This window comes from Pseudomonas sp. NPDC089408 (assembly GCF_044749445.1).
Lineage (GTDB): Bacteria > Pseudomonadota > Gammaproteobacteria > Pseudomonadales > Pseudomonadaceae > Aquipseudomonas.
The window spans coordinates 1-16,686 of the sequence record NZ_JBIVHY010000033.1; the positions used below are offsets into that span (position 1 = coordinate 1).

Here is a 16,686-nt window from a genome sequence, read left to right on the forward strand (position 1 = left end):
CTAGCAAGGGTGGCATTCGCCCTGATGAAGAATCAGGACGAATACACCACCAAAGGGGTCAAACCGGCTTGTTGAAAACCATAGAATCTCCCACAGGGACTCAACCTGTAGGAGCGGCTTTAGCCGCGAAGACGCCAGCACAGTCACCATTGAACACCAGTCTTAAAGGAGCTCCCATGGAAAGCATCGACCTGCTGGTCCTGCGCACCACCCGCGACTGGCTAGCCGCCGGCCACCGCGCCCTGCTCGCCACGGTCGCCCGCACCTGGGGCTCCTCGCCGCGCCCGGTCGGCTCGATGATGGCCCTGCGCAGCGATGGCCGAGTGGTGGGCAGTGTCTCTGGTGGCTGTATCGAGGACGACCTCATCCACCGCTACACCCGTGCCTACGGCGGCCCCGGCATGCCTGCCGGCCTGCCTCAGGTGGTGCGCTATGGCGTCAGTGCCGACGAAGCCCACCGTTTCGGCCTGCCCTGCGGCGGTACCCTCGAGCTGGTGCTGGAGTTCTCCCCCTCGCTGGCGCACCTGGAACAACTGCTGGCCTGCCTGGACAGCGGTAGCCTGGTACGCCGCAAGCTCGACCTGCGCAGCGGCGCAGCCAGCATTACCGCCACCGCCACACCTGAACTGTTCAGTTTCGATGGCCAGCGCCTGCTTAGCACCCTCGGCCCTGGTTACCGTCTGCTGCTGATCGGTGCCGGGGCACTGGCCGAGTACCTGGCCACCATGGCCCTGTTCAACGGCTTCAGCGTCTCATTGTGCGACCCGCGCCCAGAATACACAGCGGGCTGGAGTATCGCCGGGGTTACCCTGCTGCCAGGCATGCCGGACGACGTGGTCCGCGCCTTCCGCGCGGACGTTCGCAGCGCCATCGTCGCCGTCAGCCACGACCCCAAGCTGGACGACCTGGCCCTGCTCGAAGCCTTGCACAGCCCGGCCTTCTACATTGGCGCCATCGGCTCGCGGCGCAACAGCCAGCTGCGCCGCGAACGGTTGATTGAACATTTTGGTGAAAGCGAAGCGTCGCTGCAGCGCCTGCACGGGCCGATTGGCATCTATATCGGCAGCAAGACCCCGGCCGAAATTGCCGTCAGTGTCATGGCCGAGATCCTCGCTGCGAAGAATGACGTCCGTTTGCCCAGCGCAGTCAACGTGACACGTGCCAAGGAAGCCGAACAGCTCGCGCGGACCCTGTAGCAGCGGGTTTACCCGCGAATACAGATTACGCAAAGGCCGCAGGCATCAGCAGTAGCCGCAGCGCCGTTGCTCAACCCACCGACTTCAATGGCACACGCCCGCTCAACCGTTCCAGCATGGTCGCGCAGTACCAGTCATCGAACTGGCACACACCGTTCTCGGCATTTTCCGAGAATGGCCCCGGTTCATAGGCCGGTGAAGAAACGCCCGCATGGGTGCCCTCCACCAGGCGTCGATCCTGGTCATTGGTCGCCAGCCACACCTTGGTCAGCCGGTCGAGGTCGTAATCCACCCCCTCCACTGCCGACTCCGGCACCAGCCATTTGGTGGTCACCAGCGTTTCACCAGGGCCAATCGGCAACACGCGGAAGCTCAGCGCATGGTCACCCAAGAAGTGGTTCCATGTAGACGGGTAGTTGAAGTACAGCAGCGCACCGATGTCCGCTTCGCCACTGCTGTCCAGTCGCCCATTCACCGCAGGCTTGCCGTCCATGGTGTAGCTGACCGCACCCGCCGACAACGGGATGCGGGTCATACGGAAGCGCCCCAGCGGGTCCATGACCAGGCGGCTGGGCATGCCGGCAGTTTCGCAGCGGGTCCAGTGAGCAACCAGATCGGGGTCGTCATCACCACCCACGCCGGCCACCGACAGGTTCTCGACGAACGAGTTGAGCAGCTCTGGGTGGGTGCCGTCGCAGTGATAGCATTCGCGGTTGTTCTCGAACACGAGCTTCCAGTTGCCCTTTTCGATCAGGTTGGATTCGAAGGCGACCTTGCAGTTTTCCAGGCCGTGCGGGGCAATGAACGGGCTGACCGCAGCACGGAAACTGGCAAAGTCTGGCGCTTGCTGCGCGACGCACACGTAGATGTAGGTGTGCACGACTTGCACATGCACGGGCTTGAGGTTGTGTTGCGTCTTGTCGAAGTCCGCGCCCATGTTACCGGCATAGATCAGGTTGCCGTCCAGCTCGAAGGTCCACTTGTGGTAGGGGCAAACCAGCTTGGCCACTTTGCCACTGGCGTGTTCGCACACTTTGGCGCCACGGTGGCGGCAGGCATTGTGGAACGCGCGCACTTCGCCATCCTTGCCCCGCACCACGGCTACCGGGTAGTCACCGATCTGCAAGGTGAAGTACTGGCCCGCCTTGGGGATTTCAAAGGTATGGCCGGCGAACACCCAGTCCTTGTGCCAGATCTGTTCCAGGTCCTGACGGTAAACTTCGGGGTCCAGGTATAACTCGCGGGGTAATACATGCCGTGGTTTACGCTGCTTGATCAGACTCATGACGGATTCATTGCTATTCATTATTATCCTCCAGCCACACGGTGCGCTCGACGACCGCGGACAATTACCAGACCTTTATTCTTTTTGAACAACGCGCTGCCACTTCTCAGCAACTTAAGCCACTGCCTTCCTCGCTACAAACGACATTTTCAAAGGCCATTGCATAAGGCGCCGTTATGCATTGATTAATTCAAACTCTCCAGCCGCTAAACTTTGAAAGCACCCAGTCGCGCACTCGCCCACACGCGTCATGCTCGGTATTTTCCCTGCACGCCAGGTAATGCAAGCTATTACGCAAGGTCACTTGCTCACGCACCGGCCTGGCCAGACGACCCTGCTCCACCAGTCCCTCCACCAACTGGTTCCAACCCAAAGCCACGCCTTGGTCGGCCAGCACCATGTTGATGATCAGGTTGTAGTCATTGGCGTGAAACAGCGGAGGGCTGCCGGCGTTACGCTCATCGATGTCAACGTTGTAGAACGCCAGCCACACGCTCCAGTCCACATGTTCGGCCACACCGGCCCGGCCGAACGGGCTCAGGTCGAGCAGCGCGCTGCTGCGCAGGCCCTCCAGCGTGCCGATCTCGGGGTGGCGTGCAAGGTATTGCGGCGAGCACACCGGGTAGATCACGTCATGGCACAGCGGGTAGATCGTGTAGGCCTCGCCCACATTGGCAAACTTGGAAATGATCACATCCGGCTCAACCCCTGGCTCACGCGTCAGAAAGTTATGCGTGGTGATCAGGTTGAGTTCGATATCCGGGTTGTTGGCACGAAACTCATTAAGGTGAAGCGATAACCAGAATGCCGAAAACGCCGGCGAGCAACAAATAGTCAGGACGTGCTTGTCCTGTGGGGTATGACGAATGCGCTCTGCCGCCTGGGCAATATTGACGAACGACAACTGCGAGGCCTCGAAAAACACCGAACCCGCGGGTGTTAGCGAAACGGTACGCCCCACGCGTTCGAACAACCGCGCACTCAAGTAAGTTTCCAGTTCGCGAATCTGCCGGCTGATAGCCGCCTGCGAAACACACAATGCCTCCGCCGCCCGGGTGAAACTCTGGTACTTGGCGGCGGCTACAAAAGCTTTGACGGCACGTAACGACGGCATGCGAAGTAACAAGGTATCGGGGTCAACTTGCCGCTGCAACATCCTGGTCTGTTCTCCTCGTTCCGCGTACTTGACAATTGAATAGTACACGGCACGCCGAAAAACACATCGGTACTAAAATTACTTTACGCATAACCCAGGGTTATACGAAAAAGCGACCCGTTCAGCGATAACACTGGGTTATTGAAGAATGCATTGAAATGTCGTTGGACTTTGCCACTGTCACACACTTACATTGAGCACCGACCCGTACACCATAGCCCTCTTCGGAAGGCCTGAACACTGTTCGTCAGCCGAGCCTCAGGTATCGGCCTTGGGTGCCCCATGACAATAACTACAAGAGCGTTCAGCCACACCTTCAAGGAGCGCAACCTGGGCTTCATGGCCCAATCGGTTGCCCGCCCCCAACCTTCCCGGGTGGGTTTTCTGCTGCTGGAAAACTTTTCCCTGCCCAGTTTCACCCAGGCGCTTGACGTGCTGGTCACGGCCAACCTGATTGCCCCCGGTTCGATCCGCATGCACACCTTCAGCCACAACCACAACGAAGTGATGAGCGACCTGGCGATCCCCATCAGGCCAGACACGCCACTGACCGACGTGCGCCTGTGCGACCTCGACATCATGGTGGTCTGCGGCGGCCTGCGGGCTGCGCGTACCGTACCGGGCTGGTTGACCGCGCTGCTGAAGCGCCTGGCCAGGTTCCCGGTGGTGCTCGGCGGCTTGTGGAACGGTGCCTGGTACTTGGGCAGCGCCGGGCTGCTGGACGGCTACCGCTGCGCCATCCACCCGGAACAACGCATTGCCCTGGCCGAGCGCGTGCCGCACGCCCAAGTCACCCATGATGCCCTGGTGCTCGACCGCGACCGCCTTACCGCCGCCTCGCCGGCAGGCGCCTTCGAAATGATGCTGCAGTGGCTGAACATCGGCTGCAACCAGGCGCTGGCCGATGCCGTGCTCGACACCCTGGACCATGACCAGAGCAAGTTCCGCAGTTTTCAGAAGCCACTGCAACCCAAGGTCAGCCGGCCCCTGCGCGAGATCATCAAGCTGATGGAGGCCAACCTTGAGGAGCCGCTGTCGCCCGGGCAGTTGTGCCAGGCCATTGGCCTGTCGGTGCGTCAGGTGCAGCGGCTGTTCAAGGACCAGCTCGATACCACGCCACAGAAGTACTACTTCCAGCTACGCATTACCGAGGCGCGGCGCCTGATCCAGAACTCCAACGCATCGATCTTCGATGTCTCCATTGCCTGCGGGTTCGTCTCGTGCACCCACTTCAGCAGGTCTTACAGTGCGTTCTTCGGCCACCCGCCATCGAAAGAAGTGCGTTATGAAATCTGAGCGACAAGGCGCTCACTGTTCACGCCATCACCGGCACCGAAAACAAAACTAACCGTATAGCCATCGATCACTGAAATTTCGAGATGGCTTCACGGCTCCGTCTTGGGAGCCGCGCTGCCCCTTTGCCTCGAAAACCCTATCGGGAGACAACAATGACAAGTCCTAATACCTCAGTCGAAGATGTACCGCTCAACAGTTTTCACAAACTGCTCACCCTGCGTTCTGGCGGCGGCTCGTTCGTCGATGGCTATGTGTTGAGCATTATCGGTGTCGCCCTGGCGCACATCAGCATGGCCTTGTCACTGGACAGTTTCTGGCAAGGCTTGATCGCCGCCTCGGCGCTGATCGGCATTTTCTTCGGCGGCTTTCTGGGCGGCTGGCTGACCGATCGGCTTGGCCGCAAGCGTTTGTTCTTCGTCGGGCCTACGCTGTTCATCGTCGCTTCGCTTGGGCAGTTCTGGGCCGACTCGGCACTGGCCATCTTCCTGTTGCGCCTGGTAATCGGTATTGCGGTGGGTATCGAGTACCCGGTGGCCACCTCGTTGCTGGTCGAGTTCATGCCGAAAAAGTACCGCGGCCCACGCCTGGCCATGCTTACCATTCTATGGTTTGCCGGTGCCGCAGCCGCCTACATCATTGGCGAACTGCTGCTGCGTAGCGGCGTCGAGGATGCCTGGCGCTTGGTGCTGGCGAGCTCCGCCATCATTGGCCTGGCACTTTTCGTGGTTCGTATCGGTACACCCGAGTCGCCACGCTGGCTAATCAGCAAAGGCCGTCGCGCCGAAGCGGAACACGTGATCAAGGCGGTATACGGCAAGGACTTTTCCCTGCGCAACCTGCCCGAGCAAAGCGTCAGCCACAAGGTGAACATCTGGAGCCTGCTGTATGCCGGCTATGGCAAGCGTATGCTGTTTGTCATCGTGTTCTGGACCTGCTGCATTATCCCGCTGTTCTCGGTGTATGCATTTGCGCCCAAGGTGCTGGCGGCGCTGAACGTGAAAGGTGACAGCGCCTCGATCGGCTCGGTGCTGATCACGCTGTTCTTCGTGGTCGGCTGCATACTTGCTACCCGCCTGATCAACGTGATTGGCCGCCGCAACCTGCTGCTGTACAGCTTCCTGGTCTCGGGCCTGGCCTTGCTGTGCCTGGGCGCGTTGCACAGCAGTGCGGGCATCTGGATCCTGCTGTTCTTCGCCATGTATGCGTTGTTCATCGGCGGCGCGCAGGTGTTGACGCTGGTGTACCCGAACGAGATCTTTCCCACCGAGATCCGCGCTTTCGCCGTGGGCATGGGCACCTCCATCTCACGCATCGGTGCAGCGGTGGGCACCTACCTGGTGCCGATGTCGCTGGACGTACTGGGCATTGCGCAGACCATGTACGTGGCCGCTGCCATCACGTTCTTCGGCCTGCTACTGTCCTGGCTGCTGGCCCCGGAAACCCGCTCGCTGAACCTGCAACAGGCGGCTGCCCTGGGGTAGATCGCCACGTGTGGTGCTTGCTGCGTGCCAGGGATGGCAAGCATGATGGGCACATTGCCCTTACGCCATGGATATGCCGATGACCGCTGCACCCTCTCCCCATACGGAGCCAGGCCGCTGCAAACGCTTGAAAGCGGCCAGCAGCCGGGACCACGACAGCGTCGATCAATTGGTGATGGCGGCCCGGCCTTTCGAGAGCCGCGAACGCTATGGCCGGTTCCTGCAGGTGCAGCACCGGTTTCATGGCAGCTTGTTGGCGCTGTATCAGGACCGGCAACTGAATCTGCAGCTGCCGGGGCTGCTGGCGCTGTCACGCTTTGCGGCGGTCGAGGCCGATCTGCGTGACCTGGGCTGGCCTTTACCGCCGCGCCCCCAACCGGTCTGCGCCACCCCGGCCCAGGCCCTGGGCTGGTTGTACTGCAGTGAAGGGTCGAACCTGGGAGCGGCGTTTCTGTTCAAGCTCACCCAGCGCCTTGGCCTGGCTGGCACCCTGGGCGCCAGCCACCTGGCAGCGCACCCGGATGGCCGCGCGCTGCATTGGCGCGAGTTCGTTGCCAAGGTGGATGGTTTGCTGCTGGATGAGTGGCAAGAGGCAGAAGCGGTGGCTGGGGCCATAGCTGCGTTCGACAGCTATCGGGGCCACCTGCGCGCAGTGTTTGCGGACGCATGATTGCGCGCATGGCACCGGCTTTGCCGGTGTTCGCGGCTAAAGCCGCTCCTACATTTGCACTGGGCAATGTTCTACAAGTTATTGCTGCAGCGAACTTTTTCCCGATTGCCGGTCTATGTGAAAGGCACAGACAGGGCGCGGCATGCGAGGCAAGGTTCGCTCCACACCTGCTGGCCAGATGGTTCAATGGTTATCAGAGGTTGGCTTCGCTCATGAAAATACATGTCGCAAGGTTGATGCTGCTCGGCCTGTTCTCGTTCGCGGCGGTGGGCACAGCATCAGCAACACAAATGAAGGCGCCTGGGGCAGTAGCGCCGGCCGTCCAAGCGCCGTTGCAAGCGGCCGGCAACCCTTGGTCGAAGGTGGCCGGTGTGGCCGTTGAACAGCCAGCCACGCTGCTGGCCCACGATGACGACCGCTGGCACGACCACAGAAGCGACTGGCGCCGCGAACAGTGGCGGCGTGAGCAAGCCCGGCGGGACTGGGAGCGGCGGCGCGACTGGGAACGCCGTCGGGACTGGGAGCGTCGCCATGAGCGGGCGCTGCACCAGCGGCACCATGATGAGCACCGTTACTACCGGCGCTAAAGCCGATATGCCCTTTGTAGGAGCGGCCTTGTGTCGCGATCGGGCCGCAAAGCGGCCCAGGCGATATCTGTTTGAATGCTGAAATCGAGGGGCCGCTTTGCGGCCCGATCGCGACACAAGGCCGCTCCTACAGGGTTCGCGTCAGTCGGCCTGTTGTGGAACATCCCCCACCGCCTCGGCCTCCAGCGTCAACCGGTCAGCCTTGCAAATATACTTGGGCTTGCGCGGTGCCAGTTTAGCACTGGCTTTTTTCTGGTGCGCCTGTAACAGCTGCTTGATCTTCTTACGACGGTTCATGGTCCACTCGGCCTTTCAGTACGGTTTCGCTGTCGCCATCATACCTTTGCTGGCCTTGCTGCCAACCACAGTGGCCATTTGGCTCGCCGCCTTGACGTTATTTTCACAGTCTGCAGATTAGCGTCTCGCCCTTCCCGGCCACGCGCACAATCGCTGGCTGCCAAGGTACGACGAGGCATACGTGTCACACACTACATCCCCTGTTGCGCACAAGCGCGTGGACTGGGCCGGCCTGGGCTGGCTGTTTCTGTTTTTCTGGTACTTCTCCGGCGTAACCCAGGCGTTGCTGCTGTTCAGTGGCACCACCGGCTTTGCCGGTTTCCGTGATGCGTTCTTCCTCAGCAGCCTGTGGCTGGTCCCGGTATTGCTGCTGCCGCGCTTTACGCGCGCCACGGCGGCCATCATCGGCCTGGCGCTGTGGGCTGCATCGCTGGTCGGCCTGAGCTACTTCGGCATCTATCGCCAGGAGTTCTCGCAAAGCGTCATCTTCGTGATGTTCGAGTCCAATACCGCCGAAGCGGGTGAGTACTTCAGCCAGTATTTCACTGTGTGGCTGGGCCTGGCGCTGCTGCTGTACAGCCTGGTGGCCGTGGTGTTGTGGCGGCGCGTGCGCCCGGTCTACCTGCCGCTGCGCGGTCGCCTGCCGGTGGTCGTGCTGTTACTGCTGGCCAACCTGGTGCTGCCCTTCTACAAGCAGATGGTCACCCAAGAGCGTAACTTTGCCGACGCCGTCGAAAAGGTGCAGCAGCGCATGGAGCCCGCCGTGCCCTGGCAATTGCTGGTCGGCTACCGGCAGTACCGCCAGCAGCTGGACAACATGCAGGAGCTGCTGGCCCAGAACGCGGCCCTGCCCCCGTTGCAGAACCTGCGTGACAGCAGCGGTTCGGCGCCCCGCACCCTGGTACTGGTGCTGGGCGAGTCCACCACCCGCGAGCACATGCACCTGTACGGCTACAACCGCGACACCACGCCCAACCTCGACGCGCTGGCGGCCAACGACAAGGGCCTGACCGTGTTTCGCGACGTGGTATCGCCACGCCCATACACCATCGAAGTGATGCAGCAAATCCTTACCTTCGGCGATGAGCAGAACCCGGACCGCTTCCTCACCGACCCGTCGCTGATCAACCTGATGAAACAGGCAGGCTACAAGACCTTCTGGATCACCAACCAGCAGACCATGACCAAGCGCAACACCATGCTCACCACCTTCTCGCAGCAGACGGACGCGCCGGTGTACCTGAACAACCAGCGCAACCAGAATGCCAGCCAGTACGATGACGTAGTGCTGGCACCGTTCGAGAAGGCCCTGCAAGACCCTGCGCCGAACAAGTTCATCATCGTCCACCTGCTGGGCACGCACATGGACTACCGCTACCGCTACCCGGACGACTACGCGCACTTCACCGACAAGCAGGGCGCACCGGGCGCACTGACCGATGACCAGGTGGAAACCTACAACTTCTACGACAACGCCGTGCGCTACAACGACTTCGTGGTGTCGAGCCTGATCAAGCGTTACTCGGCGGGTAACCCCAACGGTTTCCTGGTGTACCTGTCCGACCATGGTGAGGACGTGTACAGCTCTGGCAACCACGACCGCCTGGGGCGCAACGAAAGCGCACCGACCCGGCCGATGTACACCATCCCGTTCCTGTTGTGGACCTCGCCAAGCTGGCAGGCCGAGCACCCACGCGACTTGCAGGCGATGGCCAACCGCCCGTACAGCAGCTCGCACCTGATCCATACCCTGTCCGACCTGGCCGGGTTGAGCTATGACCGTTTCGAGCCGGCCAAGAGCCTGGTCAACCCGCAGTTTGTGGTGGCCCCACGCTGGATTGGTGACCCGTACCGCAAGGACGGCTTGCGAGAGTTCGACCAGTTGCCGGTCGACAAGGCCGAAGCGGTGCAACAAACAGCGAGCAGTGGCGAGGAGCAGAGTGGCAAGCGCTTGAACTGACTCTTTTTGAGGCGCTTTACGCACCTAAGGCCGCTCCATTTCCTGTAGGAGCGGCTTTAGCCGCGAACACCGGCGCAGCCGGTGCCATGCACCGCGTCGCCTGATTCGCGGGTGAACCCGCTCCTACAGGGATCGCGCAGACGCTCAGATGTTCTCTACGGCAAACCGCTCCGGAAAATAAATTAAATTTAAATTGATTTTAAATTAACCCTGCGTCACGCTCCGTCCATATTCCTGGTACACAGAGCACCCGAGCCATGTCCACCGCCCCCCGTGAACCGCGCAAGGACGGCGCCGTCACCCGCACCCGTATCCTCGAAGCCGCCGGCGAGCTGTTCGCCGCGCTCGGCTATGCCGAAACCAGCAACAAGGCAGTCGCGGCCAAGGCCGAGGTCGACCTGGCCTCGATCAACTACCACTTCGGCAGCCGCAACGGTTTGTACCTGGCGGTGCTCGACGAAGCCCGGCAACGCTTCCTCGACCTCAGCGACCTGCAACGCATTATCCAAGGCGTGCAAGCGGCCGAGGAAAAACTGCGGGCGTTGGTGGAACTGGTCGTGCACAAAGCCACCTCGGCCCGCGACAACTGGCACCTGCGGGTACTGGCCGCAGAAATCCTCGCCCCCAGCCCCCATGGCCAGGCTCACCTGCAGGCGGCAGCACCGCTGCGCCTGTCGCTGCTCAAGGCGCTGTTCAGCGAAGTCAGCCAGATTCCCGCCGACGACCCTGCGCTGACCCGCTGCATCCTCTGCGTCACGGCGCCGTGGGCAATGTTGCTGATTGGCCCGCGCGGTGGCGCTGGCGCGCTGCACGAGATTCTGCAAATGCCGGTCGAGGCAGTTGCCGCGCAGTTGTACCGCTTTGCCCTGGCAGGCCTGCAGGACGCCGGCCGACAGCATGCCCAGGCCCACGCCACACATCGTTGAGGTCCGCCCCGTGCAACCGATACCCACAAATACCTCCCCTGCCGCAACGGACGCGCAAACCTCCATCCCGCTGCTGCTGGCCGCGCTGATGCTGGTGATGTTCCTGGCCGCCCTCGACCAGACCATTGTCTCGACCGCGCTGCCGACCATCGTCAGCGACCTCGGCGGGCTGCGCTGGCTGTCGTGGGTGGTCACCGCCTACCTGCTGGCCTCCACGGTGGTGGTGCCGCTGTATGGCAAGTTCGGTGACCAGTTCGGCCGCAAACGCGTGCTGCAGGTCGCCGTCGTGCTGTTTCTGCTGGGCTCGGCACTGTGTGGCGCGGCGCAGACCATGGGCCAGCTGATCGCGTTTCGTATCTTGCAGGGGTTGGGCGGTGGCGGCCTGATGGTGGTGGCGATGGCCGCCATCGGCGATGTCATCCCGCCTGCCGAACGTGGCCGCTACCAGGGCCTGTTCGGCGGCGTGTTCGGCCTCGCCACGGTGGTCGGGCCGTTGATCGGCGGTTTTCTGGTGGAACACCTGTCATGGCACTGGATCTTCTACATCAATCTGCCGCTGGGCCTGCTGGCGTTGCTGGTGATCGGCAGCGTATTCCGCCCACATGTAGCCCTGGTGCAGCATAAGGTGGATTACATCGGCGCGTTCTTCCTTACCGTGGCGCTGGGCGCAGTGGTGCTCATCACCAGCCTGGGCGGCAGCCTGCTGGCGTGGCAATCGCTGGACATGCTGTGCCTGTCGCTTTTTGCCCTGATCGGCTTGGCCGGCTTCGTCCTCGAGCAACGCCGCGCCGCCGAGCCGATCCTGCCGCTGCACCTGTTCCGCCACCGTACCTTCGTGCTCGCCGGGTTGATCGGCTTTATCGTCGGGGTGTCGCTGTTTGGCGCAGTCACCTTTCTGCCGCTTTACATGCAGGTGGTAAAGAACGCCACGCCGACCAGTGCCGGGTTGCAGATGCTGCCGCTGATGGGCGGCCTGCTGGTGGTGTCGGCAGTTACCGGGCGACTGATCAGCCGCTGGGGGCGCTACCGGATGTTCCCGATCCTCGGCACGCTGCTGCAGGTGGTTGCCCTCGGCCTGCTGAGTCGGCTTGACCTGGACACCCCGATGGCGTTGATGGACCTGTACATGGGCCTGCTCGGTGCCGGCCTGGGCATGGTCATGCAGGTGCTGATCCTGGCCGTGCAGAACAGCGTCGAGCCGCGCCACATGGGCGTGGCCACATCCGGGGCAACCTTGTTCCGCTCGATTGGCGGCGCCATCGGCGTGTCTCTGTTTGGCGCACTGTTTTCACATGCCCTGCTCGGTGGCCTGGCCAGCGACTTCAGCGCCAGCGCCGGTGGCCCGGCGAGCCTGTCGCCAGCCGCCGTGCACGCGTTGCCTGCGGCCCTGCAGCACAGCTACCTGGTCGCGTTTTCTGGCGCCATGCATGGGGTGTTCCTGCTGGCCGGCGGTATTACCAGTGTCGCCTTCGCGCTGTCCTGGCTGTTGCGCGAAGTGCCGCTGCGCCGGGCCACGCAGGCGTGAAGAGGTTTGGGCTTTTCGGGTGCTTCGCCACGGATGGCTTGCCGATTCTCAGAACTTGGCCAGCTCTTCCCGGCAAAAGTCGACGAACAACTGCGCCGGTTTGGTCAGTTGCACCCGCTTCAACCACGCCGCAGCCAACCCCGACAGGGCTACCGGCTCGGCGATATCCAGCATGACCAAGCGCTGGCCGTCGTAGGTGTATTCCGTATGCGGGCGAGTCACCAATAGCGAGAACCCGAAGCCTTGCCCGACCATGCCGCGCACCATCTCGATCGACGGCGAGCTGAAGACGATGTTCGGCGTCAGCCCCATTTCGTTGAACAGGCTGACGAAGTAGGTGCGGCTGGGCGCCACGTCCAGGAGGATCATCGGCTCCGGGCACAAGTCGCGCAGTGAAACCTGGGACTGGCCGGCAAAGCGGTGGTTCTCCGGCAGCAGCACGTAGGGCTTCTGTGGCGGCATCAGCGGTTCGGCCTCGATGGTACCATCCAGGTCATGGTCGTAGAGAAACGCCAGGTCGAAGGTACCCGCCGTCAGGCCCTGAATCAGGTCCTGCTGCTCACCATCGCGCAGGCGGATATCCACGCCCGGATAACGCTGGCGAAAGCCGGCGATCAGCCGCGGCAGGTACAACGGCGCCACGGTTTCGAAGCAGCCGATGTCGATCTGCCCGGCCACGGTGTCGTTGTCGGCCAGCGCGTTCTGTTCAAATTCATGGGCCATCTGCAGCAGCGACTTGGTCTTGGCATAGAAGCGCTTGCCACTGGGCGTCAACGACACGCCCTGGGCGTGATGGCGGATGAACAGCTGCACACCGAAGCTTTCTTCCAGGCTTTTGATTGCCGTGGAGATGGACGGCTGGGCGATGTACAACTGGCGCGAAGCCTCGGCAACGCTGCCGGCCTCCACGGTAGTGACGAAGTACTTGAGTTGTCGCAAGGTATAGGCAGCCACGGGTACCTCTGGGTCGCCGCTATCGGCGCACGGGGATCATGCCTGACACTTTACCCCTGGCAGCGGCTCGAGGGGGGCCGGCTAATGAAGGATTTACCTATGGCGTGAGCAGCTTTTTTGTTGGCGCACACCTTACTGGTCAAATACGCCCGAACGTCTTTACTGATACACATCGGCCCCAGGCATACGGTGTGAGCTTATGAAGATCGTGGTCACCAGCATCCTCGTCGACGACCAGGCCAAGGCCCTGGCATTCTACCATTACGTTCTCGGTTTCGAGCCCAGGCACGATATCCCCATGGGCCGGCACCGCTGGTTAACCTTGACCTCGCCCAACGACCCCAATGGCGTCGAGCTGTTGCTGGAGCCGGACGCCCACCCGGCGGCCAAGGTGTACAAGGCCGCGCTCAGGCAGGATGGCATCCCCGCCACGTCCTTTGGCGTGCGTGACATCCAGGCCGAATATACCCGGCTGTGCGCGGCAGGCGTGCAGTTCACGAAGCCGCCCACCGACATGGGGCCGGTCACGATAGCGGTGTTCGATGACACCTGCGGCAACCTGATCCAGATCGCCCAGAAACACTAGCCGGTTGCCCTTTCCCGCAATGCGCATCAATAAGGAAAACAAATGCGCCACGAATTCAGCGAAGTGCTAAACGACCTGGTCGACTACTTTCTGCTCGGCGATATCCAACTGCTCGAGCGCTTCAAACAGGACCATCAACTGCCCGACGACCTGGCCTATGCGTTCACCCACGACGACTGCGGCGACCAGGCCGTGCGCGAAGGCGTCGTGCTGCCGCTGGCCGGGGTCGACAACCTGCCCTACCGCATCCTGTTTACCCTCGATGGCTACACCCCGGCCCTGCGCGAAGCGGGCAGCCGCCTGAAGCACCGGCGCAATGGTTATGTGCTACGGGTCGAGCATGGGGCGCTGATGCTGTACACCTGGCGCATCCTGCAGCACTTCACGCCCAAGACTCTGGGTGACTTGATGGCGCGCTATCAGGTGCCGGGGCGGCCGGTCATCGAGCTGGACAATGGCTGGTATGACGTGGAGGTACTGGCGGGGGCGCTGGTGCGTGACGGGTTGTACGAGCCGGCGTTCGAGTTCGTGCTGAAGAAGCGCTGGAGCCGGGGTGAGGCGGCGGAGGTTGATACGGGGTATGCCTTTGGGCTGCGTGGGTATTTTGATTGATGGGCTGCCTGTGCCGGCCTCTTCGCGGGTAAACCCGCTCCTACAAGGGGCCAGCGTTCCTTGTAGGAGCGGGTTCATCGAGGCGTCGAACCGCCGCGAAGAGGTCCGCACAGGCAACCCCAATCTTCAGGTGTGATTGATATCCCGATCCTTGGTCTCCGGCAGGAAGAAAATCCCCAGCACCGCCGTCATCACGGCAATCACGATCGGATACCACAGGCCGTAATAGATATCCCCGGTCGCCGCCACCATGGCAAACGCCACGGTTGGCAAGAAGCCGCCGAACCAGCCGTTACCGATGTGGTAAGGCAGCGACATCGAGGTGTAGCGGATACGCGCCGGGAACAGCTCCACCAGCCAGGCGGCAATCGGCCCGTAGACCATGGTCACGTAGATCACCAAAATGGTCAGCAGCAACAGCACCATCGGGTAGTGGATCTTGGCCGGGTCGGCCTTCTCGGGGTAGCCCGCCTCTTTCAACGCACCGCCCAGGGTTGCGGTAAAGGCGTCGTTCTGCGCCTTGAAGTCTGCCGCCGCCAGGCTGCTGCCGTCGAAGCTCGGCAACACCCGCTCACCGATGCGGATCTGCGTCACGCTGCCAGGCTCTGCCGCTTCGTTGGTATAGGGGATGGCGCGCTTGGCCAGCAGGCTCTTGGCGATGTCGCAGGAGCTGGTAAATTTGGCCTTGCCCACCGGGTCGAACTGAAACGCACACTGGCCAGGGTCGGCCACCACCACCACCGGGTTCTGCTCCTGGGCAACGAATACATCCGGGTTGCCGTACTCGGTTAGCGCCTTGAAGATCGGGAAGTAGGTCAACGCGGCGATGATGCAGCCGGCCATGACGATCTTCTTGCGACCAATGCGGTCCGACAGGCTGCCGAAGAAGATGAAGAACGGCGTGCCGATCAGCAGCGAGCCGGCAATCAGCAGGTTGGCGGTTTGTGGCTCGATCTTGAGCATCTGCAACAGGAAGAACAACGCATAGAACTGCCCGGTGTACCAGACCACGGCCTGGCCGGCGGTGCCGCCGAGCAGCGACATGATGACTACTTTGAGATTGTCCCAGCGGGCAAACGATTCGGTCAGTGGCGCCTTGGATGCCTTACCTTCGGCCTTCATCTTCATGAACACTGGCGACTCGTTCAGTTGCAGGCGGATATACACCGAAATCGCCAGCAACAGGATCGACAGCAGGAACGGTATGCGCCAGCCCCAGGCTTCGAACACCTCCGTGCCCATGGCCGTGCGGCAGGCCATGATCACCAGCAGCGACAGGAACAGCCCCAGTGTGGCGGTGGTCTGGATCCAGGCGGTGAAGAAGCCGCGACGGCCCTTGGGCGCGTGCTCGGCCACGTAGGTGGCAGCGCCACCGTACTCACCGCCCAAGGCCAGGCCCTGCAGCAGGCGCAGGGTAATCAGGATGATTGGCGCGGCCACGCCGATCGAGCTGTAACTGGGTAGCAGGCCCACTACTGCGGTGGACAGGCCCATGATGATGATGGTGATGAGGAAGGTGTGCTTGCGCCCGATCATGTCACCCAGGCGGCCGAACACGATGGCGCCGAAGGGCCGCACGGCGAAACCGGCGGCAAAGGCCAGCAAGGCGAAGATGAACGAAGTGGTTTCATTGACCCCGGCAAAGAAATGCTTGGCGATGATCGCGGCCAGGGAGCCGTACAGGTAGAAGTCGTACCATTCGAACACCGTGCCCAGGGATGAAGCGAAGATGACCTTGCGCTCCTCCTTGGTGATGCCGCGTTGGGGCGCGCTACTGCCCGTGGATGCGCTGTCGAGAACCGCCATGGGTAACCTCCGTCATGTCTTCATGCAGGCCGGAGTACCTCATACCCATTTCACCGTCGCACCCAGGCCCTAGGGCTTGCTTTGGTTGCGCGAAGCACGACGAGGCGGGCCGCCTCGGATCGCAGCAAGGTAACTGAAGCATAATTGGCTTTGCCGGGATATCCACTCCAACCCGGCCCTCCTGCTTTTGCTCCTGCTTTTGCTCCTGCTTTTGAATTTGCTTCTAAGCGCGCGATAGCCCAGGCGACACAGAGTGCGACTTCAGGAGGCCGAGCGAAGGGCTTGCGGAGGGAGGTGACGGGCATGGATGCCCGTCAAGCGCTGAGGCCCCATGGATGGGGCCTGCAGC

General features: G+C 62.0%; 15 protein-coding genes. 10 read left to right on the top strand and 5 right to left on the bottom strand.

Going from position 1 to position 16,686, the window contains the following annotated elements; all coding sequences use genetic code 11:
- Positions 1 to 176: 176 nt before the first annotated feature.
- Complete coding sequence (locus ACIP02_RS27165) at positions 177 to 1,196, top strand: XdhC family protein (protein ID WP_400622882.1); 1,020 nt, start codon at positions 177 to 179, stop codon at positions 1,194 to 1,196.
- A 70-nt stretch (positions 1,197 to 1,266) separates the two neighbouring features.
- On the opposite strand, the gene ACIP02_RS27170 is transcribed toward ACIP02_RS27165, so the two are convergent.
- Positions 1,267 to 2,502, bottom strand: a complete 1,236-nt coding sequence (locus ACIP02_RS27170; protein ID WP_400622884.1) for an SRPBCC family protein — start codon at positions 2,500 to 2,502, stop codon at positions 1,267 to 1,269.
- Positions 2,503 to 2,671: 169 nt separating this feature from the next.
- Positions 2,672 to 3,634: a LysR family transcriptional regulator gene (locus tag ACIP02_RS27175; RefSeq protein ID WP_400622908.1), complete on the bottom strand. Its 963-nt coding sequence runs from the start codon at positions 3,632 to 3,634 to the stop codon at positions 2,672 to 2,674.
- A 285-nt stretch (positions 3,635 to 3,919) separates the two neighbouring features.
- Between ACIP02_RS27175 and ACIP02_RS27180 the strand changes: the two genes are divergently transcribed.
- From ACIP02_RS27180 to ACIP02_RS27195, 4 genes are all read left to right on the top strand, one after another.
- The gene (locus ACIP02_RS27180; protein WP_400622886.1) at positions 3,920 to 4,933 is read left to right on the top strand and encodes a GlxA family transcriptional regulator; all 1,014 of its coding nucleotides are present in this window, start codon (positions 3,920 to 3,922) and stop codon (positions 4,931 to 4,933) included.
- A 152-nt stretch (positions 4,934 to 5,085) separates the two neighbouring features.
- Positions 5,086 to 6,414, top strand: a complete 1,329-nt coding sequence (locus ACIP02_RS27185; protein ID WP_400622888.1) for an MFS transporter — start codon at positions 5,086 to 5,088, stop codon at positions 6,412 to 6,414.
- A 79-nt stretch (positions 6,415 to 6,493) separates the two neighbouring features.
- A complete protein-coding gene (locus ACIP02_RS27190; RefSeq protein WP_400622890.1) occupies positions 6,494 to 7,084 on the top strand; it encodes a biliverdin-producing heme oxygenase in 591 nt (196 codons plus the stop codon).
- 212 nt (positions 7,085 to 7,296) lie between these two features.
- Positions 7,297 to 7,671 (top strand): hypothetical protein, encoded by a 375-nt coding sequence (locus ACIP02_RS27195; RefSeq protein ID WP_400622892.1) that lies wholly within the window; start codon positions 7,297 to 7,299, stop codon positions 7,669 to 7,671.
- Positions 7,672 to 7,812: 141 nt separating this feature from the next.
- On the opposite strand, the gene ACIP02_RS27200 is transcribed toward ACIP02_RS27195, so the two are convergent.
- A complete protein-coding gene (locus ACIP02_RS27200) occupies positions 7,813 to 7,968 on the bottom strand; it encodes a DUF2986 domain-containing protein (protein WP_400622894.1) in 156 nt (51 codons plus the stop codon).
- A 181-nt stretch (positions 7,969 to 8,149) separates the two neighbouring features.
- On the opposite strand from ACIP02_RS27200, the gene ACIP02_RS27205 reads away from it, so the two are divergent.
- The 3 genes from ACIP02_RS27205 to ACIP02_RS27215 all read left to right on the top strand — a co-directional run bounded on the left by ACIP02_RS27205 (position 8,150) and on the right by ACIP02_RS27215 (position 12,379).
- Positions 8,150 to 9,928, top strand: coding sequence for a phosphoethanolamine transferase CptA (locus tag ACIP02_RS27205; protein WP_400622896.1), 1,779 nt, complete (start codon positions 8,150 to 8,152; stop codon positions 9,926 to 9,928).
- A gap of 257 nt (positions 9,929 to 10,185) precedes the next feature.
- Positions 10,186 to 10,854, top strand: a complete 669-nt coding sequence (locus tag ACIP02_RS27210) for a TetR/AcrR family transcriptional regulator (protein WP_400622898.1) — start codon at positions 10,186 to 10,188, stop codon at positions 10,852 to 10,854.
- Between the two features lie 10 nt (positions 10,855 to 10,864).
- Positions 10,865 to 12,379 (top strand): MDR family MFS transporter, encoded by a 1,515-nt coding sequence (locus ACIP02_RS27215; RefSeq protein WP_400622900.1) that lies wholly within the window; start codon positions 10,865 to 10,867, stop codon positions 12,377 to 12,379.
- Between the two features lie 48 nt (positions 12,380 to 12,427).
- Here ACIP02_RS27215 and ACIP02_RS27220 read toward each other — a convergent pair whose 3' ends face one another.
- On the bottom strand, positions 12,428 to 13,333 hold the full coding sequence (locus ACIP02_RS27220; RefSeq protein WP_400622902.1) for a LysR family transcriptional regulator: 906 nt from the start codon (positions 13,331 to 13,333) through the stop codon (positions 12,428 to 12,430).
- 199 nt (positions 13,334 to 13,532) lie between these two features.
- Here ACIP02_RS27220 and ACIP02_RS27225 point away from each other — a divergent pair, with 199 nt between their 5' ends.
- Complete coding sequence (locus tag ACIP02_RS27225; RefSeq protein ID WP_400622904.1) at positions 13,533 to 13,919, top strand: VOC family protein; 387 nt, start codon at positions 13,533 to 13,535, stop codon at positions 13,917 to 13,919.
- A 42-nt stretch (positions 13,920 to 13,961) separates the two neighbouring features.
- Positions 13,962 to 14,531, top strand: coding sequence for a hypothetical protein (locus ACIP02_RS27230; protein WP_201201098.1), 570 nt, complete (start codon positions 13,962 to 13,964; stop codon positions 14,529 to 14,531).
- A gap of 126 nt (positions 14,532 to 14,657) precedes the next feature.
- Here ACIP02_RS27230 and ACIP02_RS27235 read toward each other — a convergent pair whose 3' ends face one another.
- Positions 14,658 to 16,337, bottom strand: a complete 1,680-nt coding sequence (locus ACIP02_RS27235) for an MFS transporter (protein ID WP_400622906.1) — start codon at positions 16,335 to 16,337, stop codon at positions 14,658 to 14,660.
- Positions 16,338 to 16,686 lie beyond the last annotated feature (349 nt).